We start from the raw sequence: 16,361 nt of genomic DNA, 5'->3' as shown, positions 1-16,361 counted from the left end.
ACCGGCCCGGCGGCGGCGCCCGCGGCGGCGGCCGGAACGAACCTCGCCGCGGGCAAGACCGTGTCCGCGAGCAGTTCCAACGGCCAGTACGCCGCCGCGAACGTCAACGACGGGAACCAGTCGACCTACTGGGAGAGCGCGAACAACGCCTTCCCGCAGTGGATCCAGGTCGACCTCGGCGCGTCCGTCGACACGAACAAGGTCGTCCTGAAGCTCCCGACCGCGAACTGGGGCGCCCGCACCCAGACGCTGTCCGTGCAGGGCAGCACGGACGGGACGACCTACACCGACCTCGTCGGATCCGGCGGACGGGTCTTCGACCCCGCCGCGGACAACACCGTCACGCTGACCTACGACGCCAAGCCGACCCGCTACCTGCGCGTCCGCATCACCGCCAACACCGGCTGGCCCGCCGGGCAGCTGTCCGAGCTGGAGATCTACGGGCCTTCCACCGGAGACCAGACGCCGCCGACCGCTCCGGCCGGGCTCGCGTTCACCGAACCGTCCGCCGGGAAGATCAGGCTGACCTGGAACGCCGCGTCCGACGCGGTCGGCGTCACCGGATACGACGTCTACGCCAACGGCGAGAAGCGCGCGAGCGTCGCCGGCGATGTCCTCACCTACACCGACGACCAGCCCGCCACCGCGACCGTCTCCTACTTCGTGCGCGCGCGGGACGCGGCCGGCAACGTGTCGGGCGACAGCAACGTCGTGACCCGGCAGGGCCAGGGCGGCGGGACGAACCTCGCCGCCGGCAAGCCGATCACCGCGTCGTCGCACGTCTACTCGTTCGTCGAGGGCAACGCCAACGACAACGACCCCGCGACCTACTGGGAGTCCGCGCCCGGCGCGTACCCGGCCACGCTGACCGTCGACCTCGGCGCGAAGGCCGATCTCACGTTCGTGGTGGTGAAGCTGAACCCCGACGCGGCGTGGACGAAACGCACCCAGACGATCGAGGTGCTCGGACGCGGCGGCCCCAAGGACGCGTTCACGACCGTCAAGCCCGCCGCCGCGTACACGTTCGACCCGTCCACCGGGAACACCGTGACGATCCCGGTCACCGCGAACGCGGCGCAGGTGCGGCTCCAGTTCACCGCCAACTCCGGCGCGCCGGGCGGCCAGGCCGCCGAGTTCCAGGTCATCGGCACCCCGGCGCCGGCCCCGGACCTGACCGTCACGAACCTGTCCTGGGACCCCGCCGCCCCGGACGAGACCGACGACGTCACGTTCCACGCGACCGTGAAGAACATCGGCACGGGCACCGCGGACCCGAGCACGCTCGACTTCCTCGTCGGCGGCGCCAAGGCCGCGTCCGCGCAGGTCGGGGAGCTGGCCGCGGGCGCGTCCGCCACCGTGTCCGGATCGATCGGCACGCACGGCGCCGGCGGCTACACGGTCGCCGCCACCGCCGATGCGGGCGACGACGACGTGGAGCTGAACGAGACCAACAACACGGCGAGCACGGCGCTGAAGATCGCGCCGGTGCCGAGCTCCGACCTGGTGGCGCAGGCGGTCACCTGGAGCCCCGGCAACCCGCGGGCCGGCGACGCGGTCAGGTTCTCGGTGACGCTGCGCAACGACGGCACCGAGGCCACCGCCGGCGGTTCCCACGGCGTCACGCTGGCGATCCTCGACGGCGGCACCACGGTGAAGACGCTCACCGGTTCCTTCAGCGGCTCCCTCGCGCCCGGCACCGCCGCCGCGCCCGTCGACCTCGGCACCTGGACGGCCTCGAACGGCCGCTACACGATCAGGACCACCGTCGAGGACGACGCCAACGAGGTGCCGGTCAAGCGCGAGAACAACACCTCCACGCAATCCCTGTTCGTCGGGCGCGGCGCGCACCTGCCGTTCGACATGTACGAGGCCGAGGACGGCGTGCTCGGCGGCGGCGCGACGGTCGTCGGCCCCAACCGCACCATCGGCGACCTCGCCGGCGAGGCGTCCGGCCGACGCGCCGTGACCCTGAACTCCACCGGCAGCAGCGTCGAGTTCACCACCAAGGCGGCCACCAACACCCTCGTCACCCGGTACTCCATCCCGGACGCGGCGGGCGGCGGCGGCATCGACTCGACGCTCGACGTCTACGTCGACGGGACGTTCCTCAAGGCCATCGACCTCACCTCCCGGTACACATGGGTGTACGGGAACGAGGCGGGCCCGAGCGACTCCCCGGGCGCCGGACCGCCCCGCCACATCTACGACGAGGCGAACCTGATGCTCGGCACGACGGTGCCGGCCGGCCACAAGATCAGGCTGCAGAAGGACGCCGCCAACACCACCACCTACGCCATCGACTTCATCAACACCGAAATGGCGACGGCGAAGCCGAACCCCGACCCGGCCAAGTACGCCGAGCCCGCCGGTTTCACCCACCAGGACGTCCAGAACGCCCTCGACAAGGTGCGGCAGGACCCGAACCTGACCGGCGTCTACCTGCCGCCGGGCACCTACGACACCGCGCAGAAGTTCCAGGTCTACGGCAAGGCCGTCAAGGTCGTCGGCGCGGGCCCCTGGTTCACCCGGTTCCGCACGCCCCCGAACCAGCAGAACACCGACGCGGGATTCCGCGCCGACGCGACCGCGAACGGCTCGACGTTCTCCGGATTCGGGTTCTTCGGCAACTACACGTCCCGCATTGACGGGCCGGGAAAGGTGTTCGACTTCTCCAACGTCAGCGACATGACGATCGACGACGTCTGGGCCGAGCACGTCGTCTGCCTTTTCTGGGGGACGAACGTCGACCATTCCACGATCGAGAACTCCCGGATCCGCGACACGTGGGCGGACGGCCTCAACCTCACCAACGGCAGTTCCGGTAATCACGTCGCGAATGTCGAGACCCGCACCACGGGCGATGACAGTTTCGCGCTGTTCCCGGCGACCGACAACCACAACGAGCAGGAGACCGGGAACGTCTTCGAGGACCTCACCTCGCTGCTGACCTGGCGCGCCGCCGGGCTCGCGGTCTACGGAGGCGGCGGCAACACCTTCCGCAACATCCACATCGCCGACACCCTCGTCTACTCCGGGATCACGATCGGGACGCTGCAGTTCGGCGGCATTCCCGCCCTCGGCTTCGAATCGGACCCGAAGACGACCTTCGAGAACATCTCGCTGGTCCGGGCCGGCGGGCACTTCTGGGGGAACCAGACCTTCCCCGCCCTCTGGCTGTTCTCCGGGGAGTTCCCGTTCCAGGGCATCCGCGTCAACGACGTCGACATCGTCGACCCGACCTACTCCGGGATCATGTTCCAGACGAAGTACTCCGGAGGGCAGCCGCTCAAGCCGATCACCGACACGGTCCTGACGGACGTCACGGTCTCCGGCGCCCGCAAGAGCGGTGACGCGTTCGACGCCAAGTCCGGATTCGGGATCTGGGTCAACGAGATGCCCGAACCGGGCCAGGGCCCCGCGGTCGGCTCCGCGACCTTCAACAACCTGACGCTGCACGACAACGCGGAGGACATCAGGAACACCACGACCACGTTCACCATCACCAGGAACCCCTGACCCGGGGGACCGGGAGCGCGGGCGTTGGGAGGCGCCCGCGCTCCCGCGTACCCGCGCTCCTGCGTACCCGCGCTCCTGCGTACCCGCGCTCCTGCGTACCCGCGCTCCCGCGTACCTGCCTCCGCCCCGGCCGGTGCCGGGGCCGGGAGCGGGCACGGATCACTGCGCGTGGCCGAGGACGTGGTGGACGAGTTCGCGGAGCGGTCCGCTGAGCTGCGCCTCGCCGACGGTGGCGTGCCGCCCGTCGATGTCGATGTCGTACACGAACTGGTCGGGGATCCGGCCGGGCGGCGGCACCGACCCGAGATCGACCCGGCCGACCAGCCGCGCCAGCATCGGGTCGGTCGCGCTGTCGGCCTCGGCCCGCCGCCGGATCCCGGCGAACCCTCCGCTGCGGACGACTGTCACCTTCACCGCACCGTCACCGCCCCACACCGTCGTCAGGCCCACCCCTGTCACTGTTTCACGCCTACCCCTTTCCAGGCGTCGGCCACCGCGGTGGTCTCGGCGGAGTTCGCGCCGTAGAGCCGGGTCGCGGTCTGCACGGTCGCGGCGGCGAAGCCCGCGAAGTCGACGGCGCTCGCCAGCGACCCGCCGGTGAGGGTCTCGTACCAGACGCGTCCGGCCTTCTCCCAGGCGTGCCCGCCGATCGCGGCGGCCGCGAGGTAGAACGCGCGGTTCGGGATGCCGGAGTTGATGTGGACGCCGCCGTTGTCCTCGTAGGTGTGGACGTAGCCGCTCATGTCGGCGGGCTGCGGATCCTTGCCGAGCTGCGGGTCGTCGTAGGCGGTGCCGGGCTCCTTCATCGAGCGCAGCGCGACGCCGTGCACGCTCGGCGCGAGCAGGCCCTGCCCGATGAGCCAGTCGGCCTGGTCGGCGGTCTGGCCGAGGTGCATCTGCTTGATCAGGGAGCCGAAGACGTCGGAGACCGACTCGTTGAGCGCCCCGGACTGCCCCGAGTAGTCGAGGTTGGCGGTGTACTGCGTGACGCCGTGGGTCAGCTCGTGCCCGGTGACGTCGAGCGGTCCGGTGAAGTCGGTGAAGATCGTCCCGTCGCCGTCGCCGTAGACCATCTGCTCGCCGTTCCAGAAGGCGTTGTCGTACCGCTCGCCGTAGTGGATCGTCGAGATCATCTTGAGGCCGGCGCCGTCGATGGAGTCGCGGCCGTAGGCGGTCTCGTAGAACTCGAACGTCGCGCCGAGCCAGTCGTAGGCCTGGTCGCAGGACTTGTCGCCGGTGGCGGCGGCGCCCTCGGCGCGGACGGTCCTGCCGGGCAGCTGCTCCTTGTGCCCGGCGTCGGCGATCATCCGGTTCGGGACGGCCGGGCCGGACGGGGCGGGAGCGGCGGCGGGGGTCGTCAGGCGGCGTTCGGTGGCGTGGGCGGAGGTGAGGGCCAGGGTCCTGCGGGCCCGGGCGCGCAGGGCCGGGTCGTCGGCGTTGCGGGCGATCCGCTCCAGCATGTGCGGCGGCACGATGTGGCATCTCATGCTCCAACGCTGACACCTCCGGGTGGGGCAGGCCACACCTTCGGCCGTCACCGCCCGGCCGAAACCGGTCACGAAGCGTGACCGGATCTCGAGCGGGCGGTGAATCCAGGGGACTTGTGAAGATCCTGCGGAGATGCCGGGGCGGCGCAACGAGGCACCCGGGGGAGCGCGCGAGAATGAACGGGTGACCCTCTACCGCGACGAAGGCATCGTCCTGCGCACCCAGAAGCTGGGCGAGGCCGACCGCATCGTGACGGTGCTGACCCGGCGCAGCGGCCGGATCCGCGCCGCGGCGAAGGGGGTCCGCAAGACCAAATCCCGTTTCGGCGCCCGGCTGGAGCCGTTCACGCACGTCGACCTCCAGTTGTACGAGCGCCGCTCGCTCGACCTGATCACCCAGGCCGAGACGCTGCGCCCGTACGGGGAGGCGCTGGTCAGCGACTATCCCCGCTACACGGCGGGGACGGCGATGCTGGAGACGGCGGACAAGCTCGCCGGCGAGGAGGGCGAGCCCGCGCTGCGGCAGTTCCTGCTGCTGGTCGGCGGGCTGCGCACGCTCGCCGAGCGCGGCCACGACCCGCGGCTCGTCCTGGACGCCTACCTGCTGCGCTCGCTGTCGGTCGCCGGGTGGGCCCCGGCGCTGGACGAGTGCTGCCGGTGCGGCACCCGCGGCGGGCTGCGCGGGTTCGCGATCGCGGCGGGCGGCGCGGTCTGCGCGAACTGCCGGCAGCCCGGCGCCGCGACGCCGGCGCCGCCGACGTTCGCGCTGATGCTGGCGCTGCTGCGCGGCGACTGGGAGTACGCCGACGCCAGCGAGCCCCGCCACCGGGTGGAGAGCAGCGGCCTCGTCGCCGCCTACCTGCAGTGGCATCTGGAGCACGGGATCCGCTCGCTGCGGCACGTCGAGCGCGAGGGCGCCGGCGACCCGCCGGACGGCGCGGGCCGCAGCGACGACACCAACAGGGAGAGAGTGTGAGAAGGGCCGTTCTGCCCCCGGAACCGCATCGGGACGGCGCGACGCCGCCGCCGATCCCCGCGGACCTGGTGCCGAAGCACGTCGCCATCGTCATGGACGGCAACGGCCGCTGGGCCAAGGAGCGCGGGCTGCCGCGCACCGAGGGACACAAGCGCGGCGAGGACTCGCTCTTCGACGTGATCATGGGCGCGATCGAGCTGGGCGTGCCGTACCTGTCGGCGTACGCGTTCTCCACCGAGAACTGGCGGCGTTCGCCGGACGAGGTCCGCTTCCTCATGGGCTTCAACCGGGACGTGATCCGCCGCCGCCGCGACCAGCTGCACTCCATGGGCGTGCGGGTCCGCTGGGCGGGCCGCCGCCCGCGGCTGTGGCGTAGCGTCATCAAGGAGCTGGAGACGGCCGAGGAGATGACGCGCGACAATGACGTGCTCACCCTGCAGTTCTGCGTGAACTACGGCGGCCGCGCCGAGATCGCCGACGCCGCCGCGGCGATCGCCCGAGACGTGCGGGACGGCCGCCTCAACCCCGACAAGATCACGGAGAAGGTGTTCGCCCGCTACCTCGACGAGCCGGGCATCCCGGACGTCGACCTGTTCCTGCGGTCGTCGGGGGAGCAGCGCACCTCCAACTTCCTGCTGTGGCAGTCGGCGTACGCGGAGATGGTCTTCCTCGACACGCTGTGGCCGGACTTCGACCGCCGGCACCTGTGGCACGCGTGCGAGGTGTACGCCAGCCGCGACCGCCGGTACGGCGGCGCGCTCCCCAACCCGGTGGAGCCCACCGCCGCGACCGGCTGACGCGGGCCCGGCTCAGACGAGGGCCGCGTCCAGGGTGATCTTGGTGCCCTTGAGGGCCTGGCTGACCGGGCAGTTCGCCTTGGCGTCCTGCGCCGCCTTCTCGAAGGCGTCCGCGGACAGGCCGGGGACGCTCGCCCGGACGGTCAGGTGGATGCCGGTGATGCCCTCGCCGGGCTGGAAGGTGACCTCCGCCTTGGTGTCCACCTTCTCCGGCGGGGTCCCGGCGCCGGCGAGGCCGTGCGAGAGCGCCATCGAGAAGCAGGTCGAGTGGGCCGCGGCGATCAGTTCCTCCGGGCTCGTCCGGCCGTTCGGCTCCTCGGCGCGCGACGCCCACGTCACGTCGAACGTGCCGACCTTGGAGGAGTCCAGCGATACGGTGCCCTGGCCGCTGAGCAGCGGCCCTTCCCAGTGCGCGTTGGCGGTGCGTGTCGTAGCCATGATCCGATTGTCTCCCACGCCGGCCCGGTGAACGCGGAAGCCCCCGCATCGCGCGACGATGCGGGGGCCTTTCACGCGAGGTCTAGTTCACGTTCACCGCGGACCAGGCGGCCGCGACGGCGTTGTACTGGGCGCTGCCCGCGCCGTACAGGTCCTTGGCCGCGTTCAGGGTCGCCGTGCGGGCGCCCTTGTAGTCGGTCGAGGACGTCATGTACGTGGTGAGGGCGCGGTACCAGATCTTCGTGGCGGCGTCGCGCCCGATGCCGGTGACGGTGGAGCCGTTGGACGTCGGGCTGTCGTAGGAGACGCCGTTGATCGTCTTGGCTCCGCTGCCCTCCGACAGCAGGTAGTAGAAGTGGTTCGCGACGCCCGACGAGTAGTGCACGTCGAGGTTCTTGGTGCCGGTCGACCAGGCGTCCGGCGACTTGCCGTCCTTGCTGGGCTTGTCCATGAAGCGGAGCGCGGCCTTACCGAAGCCGGGCAGGACGACCTTCTCGCCGACGAGGTAGTCGCCGAGGTCGGCGGAGTTGTTCGCGTAGAACTCGACGGCGGCGGCCATGATGTCGGACGTCGCCTCGTTCAGCCCGCCGGACTCGCCGGAGTAGGTGAGGTTCGCGGTCGCGGACGTGACGCCGTGGGTCATCTCGTGGGCGGTGACGTCCAGGGCGGTGAGCGGGCCGAGCTGCGTGCCGTCACCGTCGCCGTACGTCATGCAGAAGCAGGAGTCGTCCCAGAACGCGTTGGCGTAGCCGTTGTCGTAGTGGACGCGGTTGAACGAGCCCTTGCCGTCGCCGTTGATGCCGAGGCGGCCGAACACGTTCTTGTAGAAGTCCCAGGTCTCGTTGGTGCCGAACTGGGCGTCCACAGCGACGGTCGACCGGTCGGACGTCGTCCCGTTCCCCCAGTGGTTGTCGGCGTCGGTGAAGATCGTCGCCGGGGCGCGGTAGAGGCAGAACGACAGGAAGCAGAAGTCCGTCTGGTTCTGCGCGTCGCCGGTGTAGGTGCCGCCGCGGGTCGGGTCCTTCAGCTGGTAGGTGCTGCCGGACTTCGTCGTCTCGAGCGGGACGGTCCCCGTGTAGAGGGAGCGGCCGTCGCCGGCGTCGGTGCGGATCGTCTCCTCGCGCAGCAGGACCTTGCCGGTCGCCGCGTCGACGGTGGTGAGGAGGCGGCTCGGCGTGCCGTCGGCCTGCTTGCCGGCGGTCTGGATCCGCCAGGCGAGGCGCGGCTGGTGGTCGGCGGTGCGCGCCTCGACGACGAGCTGCGCGGCGCCCTGCGTCTTGTGGCCCTTGGTGAGGGCCTTCTTGGTGGCCGTCTTGGCGGGGAGCTCGGGGCTGGCGTCGGCCGGCGCCTTGGCGAGGGTCAGGCTGCTGCCCTTCCACGTCCCGGCGGCGGACTGGTGGACGACGATGTCGCCGCCCAGGACGGGGAGCCCGTCGTAGGTGCGGGTCATCCGGGTGTGGGACGTGCCGTCCCGGTCCACCGCGACCCCGACGACCTTGAACGACTGGCCGCCGCCGTCGCGGGCCTGCGCGCCGTGCGCGGGCAGCGCCGCGAGCGCGTGCGCGGCGGCGGTCCGCGGGTCGGGGGGACGCGGGGCCTGCCGCGCGGACGCCGGCAGCGCGGTGCCGGCCGTCGCGAGCAGGGTCGCCGACGCCAGGAGCGCGGTCCGCCGGCTGGTGATCGCCCGTCTTGTCATGAACGCCCTCTCGTGCGGAGCGCCATGGCCCCCCGAGGGGCCCGCCGTCGGGCCCGCCGTGGCAATGGGACATTTATGACATACGAGGATTTAGATGTACTTGTTACAAACAGCCAAAAGACCGATACGCAGCGTGTGAACTACGCGCCTTGCGCGGCCCCGCGCGCCGGGTCAGCGGGTCGGCGGGACGGGCGGGTCAGCGCGTCGGGCGGTTCGGGCGGGTCAGCGCGTCGGGCGGTTCGGGCGGGTCAGCGGGACGCGGAGCGGCAGTCCGCGCACGTCCCGAACACCTCGACGGTGTGCGTGATCTCCGCGAACCCGTGCTCGGCGGCGATCGCGTCGGCCCAGCGCTCCACGGCCGGGCCCTCGACCTCGACCGTCCGGCCGCACGCGCGGCAGACCAGATGGTGGTGGTGCTGCTCGGTGCGGCAGGCGCGGTACACCGCCTCGCCCTCGTCGGTGCGCAGCACGTCGACCTCGCCGGAGTCGCTGAGCGCCTGCAGCGCCCGGTACACCGTGGTCAGGCCGATCTTGGAGCCGTCCGCGCGGAGGTCGGCGTAGATGTCCTGGGCGCTGCGGAAGCCCTCGCAGCCGGCCAGCACCTGCCGCACCGCGTCGCGGCGGGCCGTCGTCATCCGCTGATCACCTCCGCCTCGGCGTCCACCCGCGGCCGCTCGCCCGGCCCGGCGGGACCGGGGACGACGTCCCCCGCCCGGCGGGCGCGCCGGCGGCGCACCACGGTCCCCCCGGCGGCCGCCACCAGGAACAGCGCCAGGGCCAGCAGCACGATCGAGGGGCCAGGGGGAAGATCGTACTCGAAGGAGCCCGCGAGCCCCGACACCGCCGACAGTACACCGGCCCCCATCGCCAGCAGCATCGTGCTCCGGAAGCCCCGGGTGACCTGCTGCGCCGCCGCCACCGGCACGATCATCAGCGCGCTGACCAGCAGCAGCCCGATCGCCCGCATCGCGATCACCACGGTCACCGCGGCGGTCACCGCGATCAGCACGCTGAGGAACCGGACGGGCAGCCCCGCCGCCCGCGCCACCTCCTCGTCCTGGCACAGCAGGAACAGCTCCCGGCCGAACACCGCGACGATCCCGAGCACGACGACCGCGAGCGCCGCGACCACGTACAGGTCGGACGCCGACACGCTGCTGATCGACCCGAACAGGTACGACTGCAGGCTCGACCCGCCGCCCTGCGCGTTGGTGAGGATCACCCCGCCCGCCAGGCCGCCGTAGAACAGCAGTGCCAGCGCCACGTCCGCGCCGCTGCGGCTGCGGGCCCGCAGCACCTCGATCGCCACCGCGCCGAGCACCGCCACCACCAGCGCGCCGAGGACGGGCGACGACCCGGTCAGCAGCCCGAGCCCGATCCCGGTCAGCGCGATGTGCCCGACGCCGTCGCCGAGCAGCGACAGCCGCCGCTGCACGACGAACGTCCCGACGGCCGGGGCCGTCAGGCCGATCAGCACCGCCATCACCAGCGCGATGCGCATGAAGTCGAACTGCAGCATCTCCGTCACGCCGCGCTCCCCGCCGTGCTCCCCGTCATGCGCTCCGTCATGCGTCCCGTCATGTCCCGGGCGCCCTCGCGCGCCACCCGGCCGTGCTCCAGCTCGACCGTGCGCGTGATCAGCGGCTCCAGCGGGCCGAGCTCGTGCGCGACCAGCACCACCGTCCGGCCCGCGTCCGCGAGGCCGCGCAGCGTCGCCGCGAGCGCCGCCTGGCTCGCCGCGTCCACGCCCGCGGTCGGCTCGTCCATCACGAAGACGTCCGGCTCACCGGCGAGAGCGCGGGCGATCAGCACCCGCTGCTGCTGCCCGCCGGACAGCAGGTGCGCCGAGTCGCGGGCCCGGTCGGCGAGGCCGACGGCCTCCAGCGCGCGGTCCACCGCGGCGCGGTCGGCGGCCCGGTCGGTGACCAGCGCGGGCAGCCAGCGCGACCGCCGCGCGATCCGCCCGGACGCCACCACCTCCCGGACGGTCGACGGGACGCCGCCGCCCATCGGCAGCCGCTGCGGGACGTATCCGACGCGCCGCCAGCCGCGGAACCGGGCGGGCGGCTCGCCGTAGATCTCGGTCCGCCCGGCGGCCAGCGGGACGAGCCCGAGCAGCGCCTTGACCAGCGTGGACTTGCCCGCGCCGTTCGGTCCGAGGATCGCCAGCACGTCGCCCGCCTCGACCCGCAGGCCGACGCCGGACAGCACCTCGCGGCCGTCCCGCCGGACGACGCCGCCCGTCATCGCGAAGGGCGGCGCGCCGGCCCGGTCCGTCGCGGGCACGCCGTCGGTCATGAGCACTCCAGGGCGGGACGCAGGGTCCGCAGGTTCCGGTCCATGATGGACATGTAGTCGTCGGAGGAGCCCTTCTCGACGCCCTCCACGGGGTCGAGCACGGACGTCCGCACGCCCGCCTCCCGGGCCAGCGCGCCGGCGACCTTCGAGCTGACGAGCTTCTCGGTGAAGACCGTCGTGGCGCCGGACGCCCGGATCTCCCGGGTGAGCGAGGCGAGCCGCTTCGGGGACGGCTCCATCGAGGGGTCGATGCCCGCGACCGACACCTGCCGCAGCCCGTACCGCTCGGCGAGGTAGCCGAACGCGGCGTGCGCGGTGACGATGTCGCGGCGGGCGCAGTCCTTCAGGCCGTCGCGGTAGCGCCGGTCGAGGCCGGCGAGCTGCGCGGCGACCGCCCGGGCCCGCTGCCGGTAGGCGGCGGCGTGCGCGGTGTCGGCCTTGGCGAGCCGGTCGCCGAGAGCCGTCGCGACCGTGGCCATCCGGACGGGATCGAGCCAGACGTGCGGGTCGTAGCCGACGTCGGCGTGCCCCCGGTCGCCGTCGTGCTCCTCGATCTCGCTCTCGTCGCCGGACGGCGGCGGCAGCGTCCTCACCAGGCCCGCCGCGTCCAGCGACCGGCCCTTGGCGTGCCGGCGGACCGCGTCGTCCACGGCGGGCTGGACGCCCTTGACGTACACCGCGAGATCGGCCTTCTCGACCTGGGCGACCTGCCGGGCCGTCAGCTCCAGGTCGTGCGGCTCGGCGCCGGGCTTGGTCAGCGTCCGGACGTACACGTCGCCGCCGCCGACGCGCTCGGCGAGCCACGCGGCGGGATAGAAGGACGCGACCACGGCCGTCTTGCCCGGCGGGACGTCCGCGACGGCGCTGCCGCAGCCCGCCAGCGCCGCGCCGAGCCCGGCGGCGGCGAGGGCCGCGGCGGGGACGGTGCGGAACGGGGTGCGGGGTCGGGACATCCCACGATTATGGACGAAGATGAAAACGGTTGTCAAAACCGCCCAATGCCTCGTCCCAGGGCGAAACCGACGAGCACCGCCAGCGCGACGATCCGCAGGACCCGGCCCTGCGCCTCCAGCTCCGGCCAGTTCAGGAACGCGAACCAGGCCAGCGCCGCCGCCAGCACCAGCAGCCCGGCCGCCGCCACCCAGCCCGTCCCCGCCATGCCGATCACCAGCAGCGCGAACACCGCGACGAGCAGCACCGCGCGCGGCAGCCGGTGCAGGAACACCACCGGCGCCGCGCTCCACCGCTCGACCGCCGCCCGCACGCCGCCCGCCCGCCGGTCCCGTCCGCTCCGAGTCTCCACGGGGCCAACGTACTGCGAGGATGGGCGGATGATCGCGATAACCCGGTACCGCGTGCCCGCGGCGGACGCCGACGGCTTCGCCGAGCGCATGACCGCGGTGCTCGCCGCGCTGGCGCGGAGCACCGGATTCCGCTCCGGACGGCTCGCCAGGACCGTCGACGAACCCGGCCTGTGGGCGCTCGTCACCGAATGGGACGGCGCCGGCCACTACCGCCGCGCCCTCGGCGCCTACGAGGTGCGGCTGGAGTTCATGCCGCTGGCCGCCTTCGCCGTCGACGAGCCCGGCGCCTACGAGATCGTCCACTCCCTTCCTCGCTGAATTGCGGCGAGTCGCCGGTGCCGGGGGTGTACAACGGCGGCTCGCCGCAAGTCAACGAAGCGGGCAATGGCGGGGCAAGAAGCGGCCCGGCCCGGTTTCGGACCCGCCTCGCAAGGTCATCTTCGCCAGGTCATGATCATGCCGACGGCCCGCGGGGGAGACGGCCGCCGACGGGCCCGGGCGTAGTTCGGGGGAGAAGTGATGCGCCGTGTCGTCTCGCAGACCGCTGTCGTCCTGCTCAGCACGGCCACCGGGACGGCCGCCGTCGCGGGCCTCGGCGCCCTCGACGCGGCGGCCCCCGCGCGGTCCGCAGCCCACGAGGCCACCACGCTGATCCTCGGCGCGCCGCACGACGCGGCCCGCCGCGCGCTCACCGAGGCGAAGCCGCGCTCGGTCACCTACCACGGCGTGCGCGTCCCCGTCCCCGCGGGCTGGACGGTCGTCCGCCTCGACGACAACCCGTCCGCCTGCGTCCGCTACGACCGGCACGCCGTCTACCTGGGCCGTCCCGGGCCGCAGCCGGACTGCCCCGCCCGGGTGGTCGGCCGCACCGAGGCCGTCCACGTCCAGCCGCTGCGCGACGTCGCCGCGTCCCGCACGGTCGTGCACGCCGACAAGCTCGGCTCGTTCACCGTCACGCCGTCCATCGGGCACGAGACGAGCCTGGCGCTGCCCGAGGCCGCCGTCGGCATCGTCGGCGTGTACGGGACGGACCCGGCCGCGCTCCAGCGCGTCCTGCGCGGCACCCGAGTGAAGGTCAAGCCCCACGCGCACGGGAAGCCGTCCGCCCAGCCGAAGACGTCCACGCAACCTAAGAGCCCTGCGCAACCGAAGACCTCTGCGCAGCCGAAGACCTCCGCGCACGCGGAGCCGCCCGCGCAGCCGAAGGCCTCCGCGCAGCCGAAGGCCTCCGCGCAGCCGAAGAGCCCCGCGCAATCTGAGGCGCCTGCGAAGCCAGAGACGCCTGCGCAGTCGGAGGCGCCTGCGCAGCCGGGGGCGCCTGCGCAGCCGGAACCGGCGAAGCCCGCTGTGCCGCCGTCGGGGCCGGCCGCCGGGCGCAGCGCCCGGACGGGCCCGCCCGAACGGCTCGACTACGCGTCCGGCAAGGGGTTCGACACGTGCACCGCTCCGTCGCTCGCCACGATGAAGGCATGGCGCTCGTCGTACGACGTCACCAACATCTACATCGGCGGCGCCGCGCGCGGCTGCGCGCAGCCGAACCTCACCGCCTCGTGGGTGAAGAAGGTCCGCAAGATGGGGTACCGGATCCTGCCCACGTACGTCGGCCTCCAGCCGCCGTGCGGGACGCGCCCGCAGAAGTTCAGCACGCGGAACGCCGCCGCGCAGGGCAGGAGGACCGCCGCGGACGCCGTGGCGAAGGCGAAGGCGCTCGGCATCCCGGCCGACAAGCCGATCTACCTCGACCTGGAGGCCTACAACAGCCGGAACGCCACCTGCAAGGCGGCCGTCCTGCGCTTCGTGAACGCCTGGGTCAAGCAGGTGAAGAAGAAGCAGTACAAGCCGTGCCTCTACGGCAGCGCGAGCTCCGGCGTCCACGACGTGGGGGCGGCCAAGGGGATCGCCAAGCCCGTCGGCATCTGGTTCGCCAACTGGAACGGCAAGGCCCGCGTGTACGGCGACAAGTTCCTGCCGGACGGCTGGTGGCCGCCGCACCGGCGCATCAAGCAGTACCGGGGCGCCCACAGGGAGCGGCACGGCGGCGTCACGCTCAACATCGACACCAGCCTCGCCGACGGCCGCGCCTACTGACCTGCGGGCCGGCGGCCGGCCGGACTCCGGCCGGCCTCCGGGCGCGGATGACCGGAACGCCCCGGACGCTCCCCGGCGGTGCCGTCCGGGGACCCCTCCCGGTGCCCTAAGCTGGGGAATGCTCTGAGGCGCCGGGGAGTCCGCGCCTCACCGCTCTCACAGCGCACCATCACCGGGGATCACCATCGCCGCCGTCCCGCCGTCGCCGGGGGACCGGGGCGTTCGCACTGACCCGCCGACCGCCAGCCGGATGGAGAGAAGACTCATGGCACGCCGTTCCGATGTGCTGGACACGATCGTCAACCTCGCCAAGCGGCGGGGCCTGGTCTACCCGTCGAGCGAGATCTACGGCGGGCTCCGCGCGTCGTGGGACTACGGGCCGCTCGGGGTCGAGCTGAAGAACAACGTCAAGCGCCAGTGGTGGAAGTCCATGGTGCAGGGCCGCGAGGACGTCGTCGGCCTGGACTCGTGCGTCATCCTGGCGCGCGAGGTCTGGGAGGCCAGCGGCCACGTGCAGGCGTTCGTCGACCCGCTCACCGAGTGCCAGTCCTGCCACAAGCGCTTCCGGGCCGACCACCTGGAGGAGGCCTACGAGGAGAAGCACGGCCGGGGGCCCGCGAACGGGCTCGCCGACATCACCTGCCCCAACTGCGGGGTGAAGGGCTCGTTCACCGAGCCGAAGATGTTCAACGGCCTGCTCAAGACCTACCTCGGCCCCGTCGAGGACGAGTCGGGCCTGGCCTACCTGCGCCCCGAGACCGCGCAGGGCATCTTCATCAACTACCTGAACGTGCAGCAGTCCGCGCGCCGCAAGGTGCCGTTCGGCATCGGGCAGATCGGCAAGTCGTTCCGCAACGAGATCACGCCGGGCAACTTCATCTTCCGGACCCGCGAGTTCGAGCAGATGGAGATGGAGTTCTTCGTCAAGCCCGGCAGCGACGAGGAATGGCACCAGTACTGGATCGACGAGCGCCTGCAGTGGTACGTCGACCTCGGCATCCGCAAGGAGAACCTGCGGCTGTACGAGCACCCGGCGGAGAAGCTGTCGCACTACTCCAAGCGGACCGTCGACGTGGAGTACAAGTTCGACTTCGTCGGCAGCGAGTGGGGCGAGCTGGAGGGCATCGCCAACCGCACCGACTACGACCTGTCGACGCACTCCAAGGCGTCCGGCGCGGACCTGTCGTTCTTCGACCAGGAGTCCGGCGAGCGGTTCACCCCGTACGTGATCGAGCCCGCGGCGGGCGTCGACCGCTGCACGCTCACGTTCATGATGGACGCCTACGCCGAGGACGAGGCGCCCAACGCCAAGGGCAAGCTGGAGAAGCGGACCGTGATGCGGCTCGACCGGCGGCTCGCCCCGGTCAAGGTCGCGGTGCTGCCGCTGTCGCGCAACGCGGACCTGTCGCCGAAGGCCCGCGACCTGGCGGCGCGGCTGCGCCGCAACTGGAACGTCGACTTCGACGACGCGGGCGCGATCGGCCGCCGCTACCGCCGGCAGGACGAGATCGGCACGCCGTTCTGCGTCACCGTCGACTTCGACACCCTGGAGGACGACGCGGTGACCGTCCGGGAGCGGGACTCGATGAGCCAGGAGCGGATCGCGATCGGCCAGGTCGAGGCGTTCCTGGCCGCCCAGCTCGTCGGCTGCTGACCCGGCGGGTCCGGAACGCGGTCGCGGGCGGGGGCCCGCCCGGCGGGGGGGGGCGGCGCCCCGGCGCGCGCGGGCGCCGGGGGGCGCCCGCGGGGCGCGGGGGGCGC

15 protein-coding genes are annotated in these 16,361 nt (G+C 72.5%); 6 read left to right on the top strand and 9 right to left on the bottom strand.

What is annotated here, in order from left to right; translation table 11 throughout:
* The coding region (locus AB0C78_RS49165) for a discoidin domain-containing protein (protein WP_360762257.1) at window positions 1-3,516 on the top strand (3,516 nt) is incomplete at its 5' end.
* A 159-nt stretch (window positions 3,517-3,675) separates the two neighbouring features.
* On the opposite strand, the gene AB0C78_RS49160 is transcribed toward AB0C78_RS49165, so the two are convergent.
* Together AB0C78_RS49160 and AB0C78_RS49155 are read right to left on the bottom strand one after the other, a co-directional pair.
* Entirely contained in the window at window positions 3,676-3,966 is a 291-nt protein-coding gene (locus AB0C78_RS49160; RefSeq protein ID WP_360762254.1) for a protealysin inhibitor emfourin, read from the bottom strand.
* A gap of 5 nt (window positions 3,967-3,971) precedes the next feature.
* Window positions 3,972-5,003: a M4 family metallopeptidase gene (locus tag AB0C78_RS49155; protein ID WP_360762251.1), complete on the bottom strand. Its 1,032-nt coding sequence runs from the start codon at window positions 5,001-5,003 to the stop codon at window positions 3,972-3,974.
* A 184-nt stretch (window positions 5,004-5,187) separates the two neighbouring features.
* Between AB0C78_RS49155 and recO the strand changes: the two genes are divergently transcribed.
* On the top strand, window positions 5,188-5,979 hold the full coding sequence (gene recO / locus AB0C78_RS49150) for a DNA repair protein RecO (protein WP_225991423.1): 792 nt from the start codon (window positions 5,188-5,190) through the stop codon (window positions 5,977-5,979).
* Window positions 5,976-6,776 carry an isoprenyl transferase gene (locus tag AB0C78_RS49145; RefSeq protein WP_190856171.1) on the top strand — a complete coding sequence of 267 codons (801 nt, stop codon included), beginning with the start codon at window positions 5,976-5,978 and terminating at the stop codon, window positions 6,774-6,776. Before recO ends, AB0C78_RS49145 begins: the two co-directional genes overlap by 4 nt.
* A 12-nt stretch (window positions 6,777-6,788) precedes the next feature.
* On the opposite strand, the gene AB0C78_RS49140 is transcribed toward AB0C78_RS49145, so the two are convergent.
* From AB0C78_RS49140 to AB0C78_RS49110, 7 genes are all read right to left on the bottom strand, one after another.
* The gene (locus tag AB0C78_RS49140; protein WP_360762246.1) at window positions 6,789-7,214 is read right to left on the bottom strand and encodes an OsmC family protein; all 426 of its coding nucleotides are present in this window, start codon (window positions 7,212-7,214) and stop codon (window positions 6,789-6,791) included.
* 82 nt (window positions 7,215-7,296) lie between these two features.
* Window positions 7,297-8,910, bottom strand: a complete 1,614-nt coding sequence (locus AB0C78_RS49135; RefSeq protein WP_360762244.1) for a M4 family metallopeptidase — start codon at window positions 8,908-8,910, stop codon at window positions 7,297-7,299.
* Window positions 8,911-9,158: 248 nt separating this feature from the next.
* Window positions 9,159-9,545: a transcriptional repressor gene (locus tag AB0C78_RS49130; protein ID WP_151539109.1), complete on the bottom strand. Its 387-nt coding sequence runs from the start codon at window positions 9,543-9,545 to the stop codon at window positions 9,159-9,161.
* On the bottom strand, window positions 9,542-10,438 hold the full coding sequence (locus tag AB0C78_RS49125; RefSeq protein ID WP_360762241.1) for a metal ABC transporter permease: 897 nt from the start codon (window positions 10,436-10,438) through the stop codon (window positions 9,542-9,544). Before AB0C78_RS49125 ends, AB0C78_RS49130 begins: the two co-directional genes overlap by 4 nt.
* Window positions 10,435-11,157 carry an ATP-binding cassette domain-containing protein gene (locus tag AB0C78_RS49120; RefSeq protein ID WP_360762260.1) on the bottom strand — a complete coding sequence of 241 codons (723 nt, stop codon included), beginning with the start codon at window positions 11,155-11,157 and terminating at the stop codon, window positions 10,435-10,437. The genes AB0C78_RS49125 and AB0C78_RS49120 overlap by 4 nt, the downstream gene beginning before the upstream one ends.
* A gap of 47 nt (window positions 11,158-11,204) precedes the next feature.
* On the bottom strand, window positions 11,205-12,161 hold the full coding sequence (locus AB0C78_RS49115; RefSeq protein WP_360762238.1) for a metal ABC transporter substrate-binding protein: 957 nt from the start codon (window positions 12,159-12,161) through the stop codon (window positions 11,205-11,207).
* A gap of 32 nt (window positions 12,162-12,193) precedes the next feature.
* Complete coding sequence (locus tag AB0C78_RS49110; protein WP_151539113.1) at window positions 12,194-12,511, bottom strand: DUF6703 family protein; 318 nt, start codon at window positions 12,509-12,511, stop codon at window positions 12,194-12,196.
* A 28-nt stretch (window positions 12,512-12,539) separates the two neighbouring features.
* Between AB0C78_RS49110 and AB0C78_RS49105 the strand changes: the two genes are divergently transcribed.
* From AB0C78_RS49105 to AB0C78_RS49095, 3 genes are all read left to right on the top strand, one after another.
* Window positions 12,540-12,830: an antibiotic biosynthesis monooxygenase gene (locus AB0C78_RS49105; RefSeq protein ID WP_151539114.1), complete on the top strand. Its 291-nt coding sequence runs from the start codon at window positions 12,540-12,542 to the stop codon at window positions 12,828-12,830.
* 201 nt (window positions 12,831-13,031) lie between these two features.
* A complete protein-coding gene (locus tag AB0C78_RS49100; protein WP_360762232.1) occupies window positions 13,032-14,600 on the top strand; it encodes a glycoside hydrolase domain-containing protein in 1,569 nt (522 codons plus the stop codon).
* Window positions 14,601-14,865: 265 nt separating this feature from the next.
* Complete coding sequence (locus tag AB0C78_RS49095) at window positions 14,866-16,254, top strand: glycine--tRNA ligase (RefSeq protein ID WP_360762229.1); 1,389 nt, start codon at window positions 14,866-14,868, stop codon at window positions 16,252-16,254.
* Window positions 16,255-16,361 lie beyond the last annotated feature (107 nt).

Origin of the sequence: Actinomadura sp. NPDC048394, from assembly GCF_040651755.1 — a bacterium.
Classification (GTDB): domain Bacteria; phylum Actinomycetota; class Actinomycetes; order Streptosporangiales; family Streptosporangiaceae; genus Spirillospora; species Spirillospora montaniterrae.
The sequence above is the reverse complement of the archived record's forward strand: the minus strand, read 5'-3'. Positions and strand labels throughout refer to the sequence as shown.

Excerpts from the sequence above, each read along its gene's own strand:
- AB0C78_RS49115 (WP_360762238.1), bottom strand. The coding sequence starts at position 12,161 with ATGTCCCGACCCCGCACCCCGTTCCGCACCGTCCCCGCCGCGGCCCTC.
- AB0C78_RS49095 (WP_360762229.1), top strand. The coding sequence starts at position 14,866 with ATGGCACGCCGTTCCGATGTGCTGGACACGATCGTCAACCTCGCCAAG.
- AB0C78_RS49120 (WP_360762260.1), bottom strand. The coding sequence starts at position 11,157 with ATGACGGGCGGCGTCGTCCGGCGGGACGGCCGCGAGGTGCTGTCCGGC.
- AB0C78_RS49105 (WP_151539114.1), top strand. The coding sequence starts at position 12,540 with ATGATCGCGATAACCCGGTACCGCGTGCCCGCGGCGGACGCCGACGGC.
- AB0C78_RS49155 (WP_360762251.1), bottom strand. The coding sequence starts at position 5,003 with ATGAGATGCCACATCGTGCCGCCGCACATGCTGGAGCGGATCGCCCGC.
- AB0C78_RS49130 (WP_151539109.1), bottom strand. The coding sequence starts at position 9,545 with ATGACGACGGCCCGCCGCGACGCGGTGCGGCAGGTGCTGGCCGGCTGC.
- AB0C78_RS49140 (WP_360762246.1), bottom strand. The coding sequence starts at position 7,214 with ATGGCTACGACACGCACCGCCAACGCGCACTGGGAAGGGCCGCTGCTC.
- AB0C78_RS49100 (WP_360762232.1), top strand. The coding sequence starts at position 13,032 with ATGCGCCGTGTCGTCTCGCAGACCGCTGTCGTCCTGCTCAGCACGGCC.
- AB0C78_RS49135 (WP_360762244.1), bottom strand. The coding sequence starts at position 8,910 with ATGACAAGACGGGCGATCACCAGCCGGCGGACCGCGCTCCTGGCGTCG.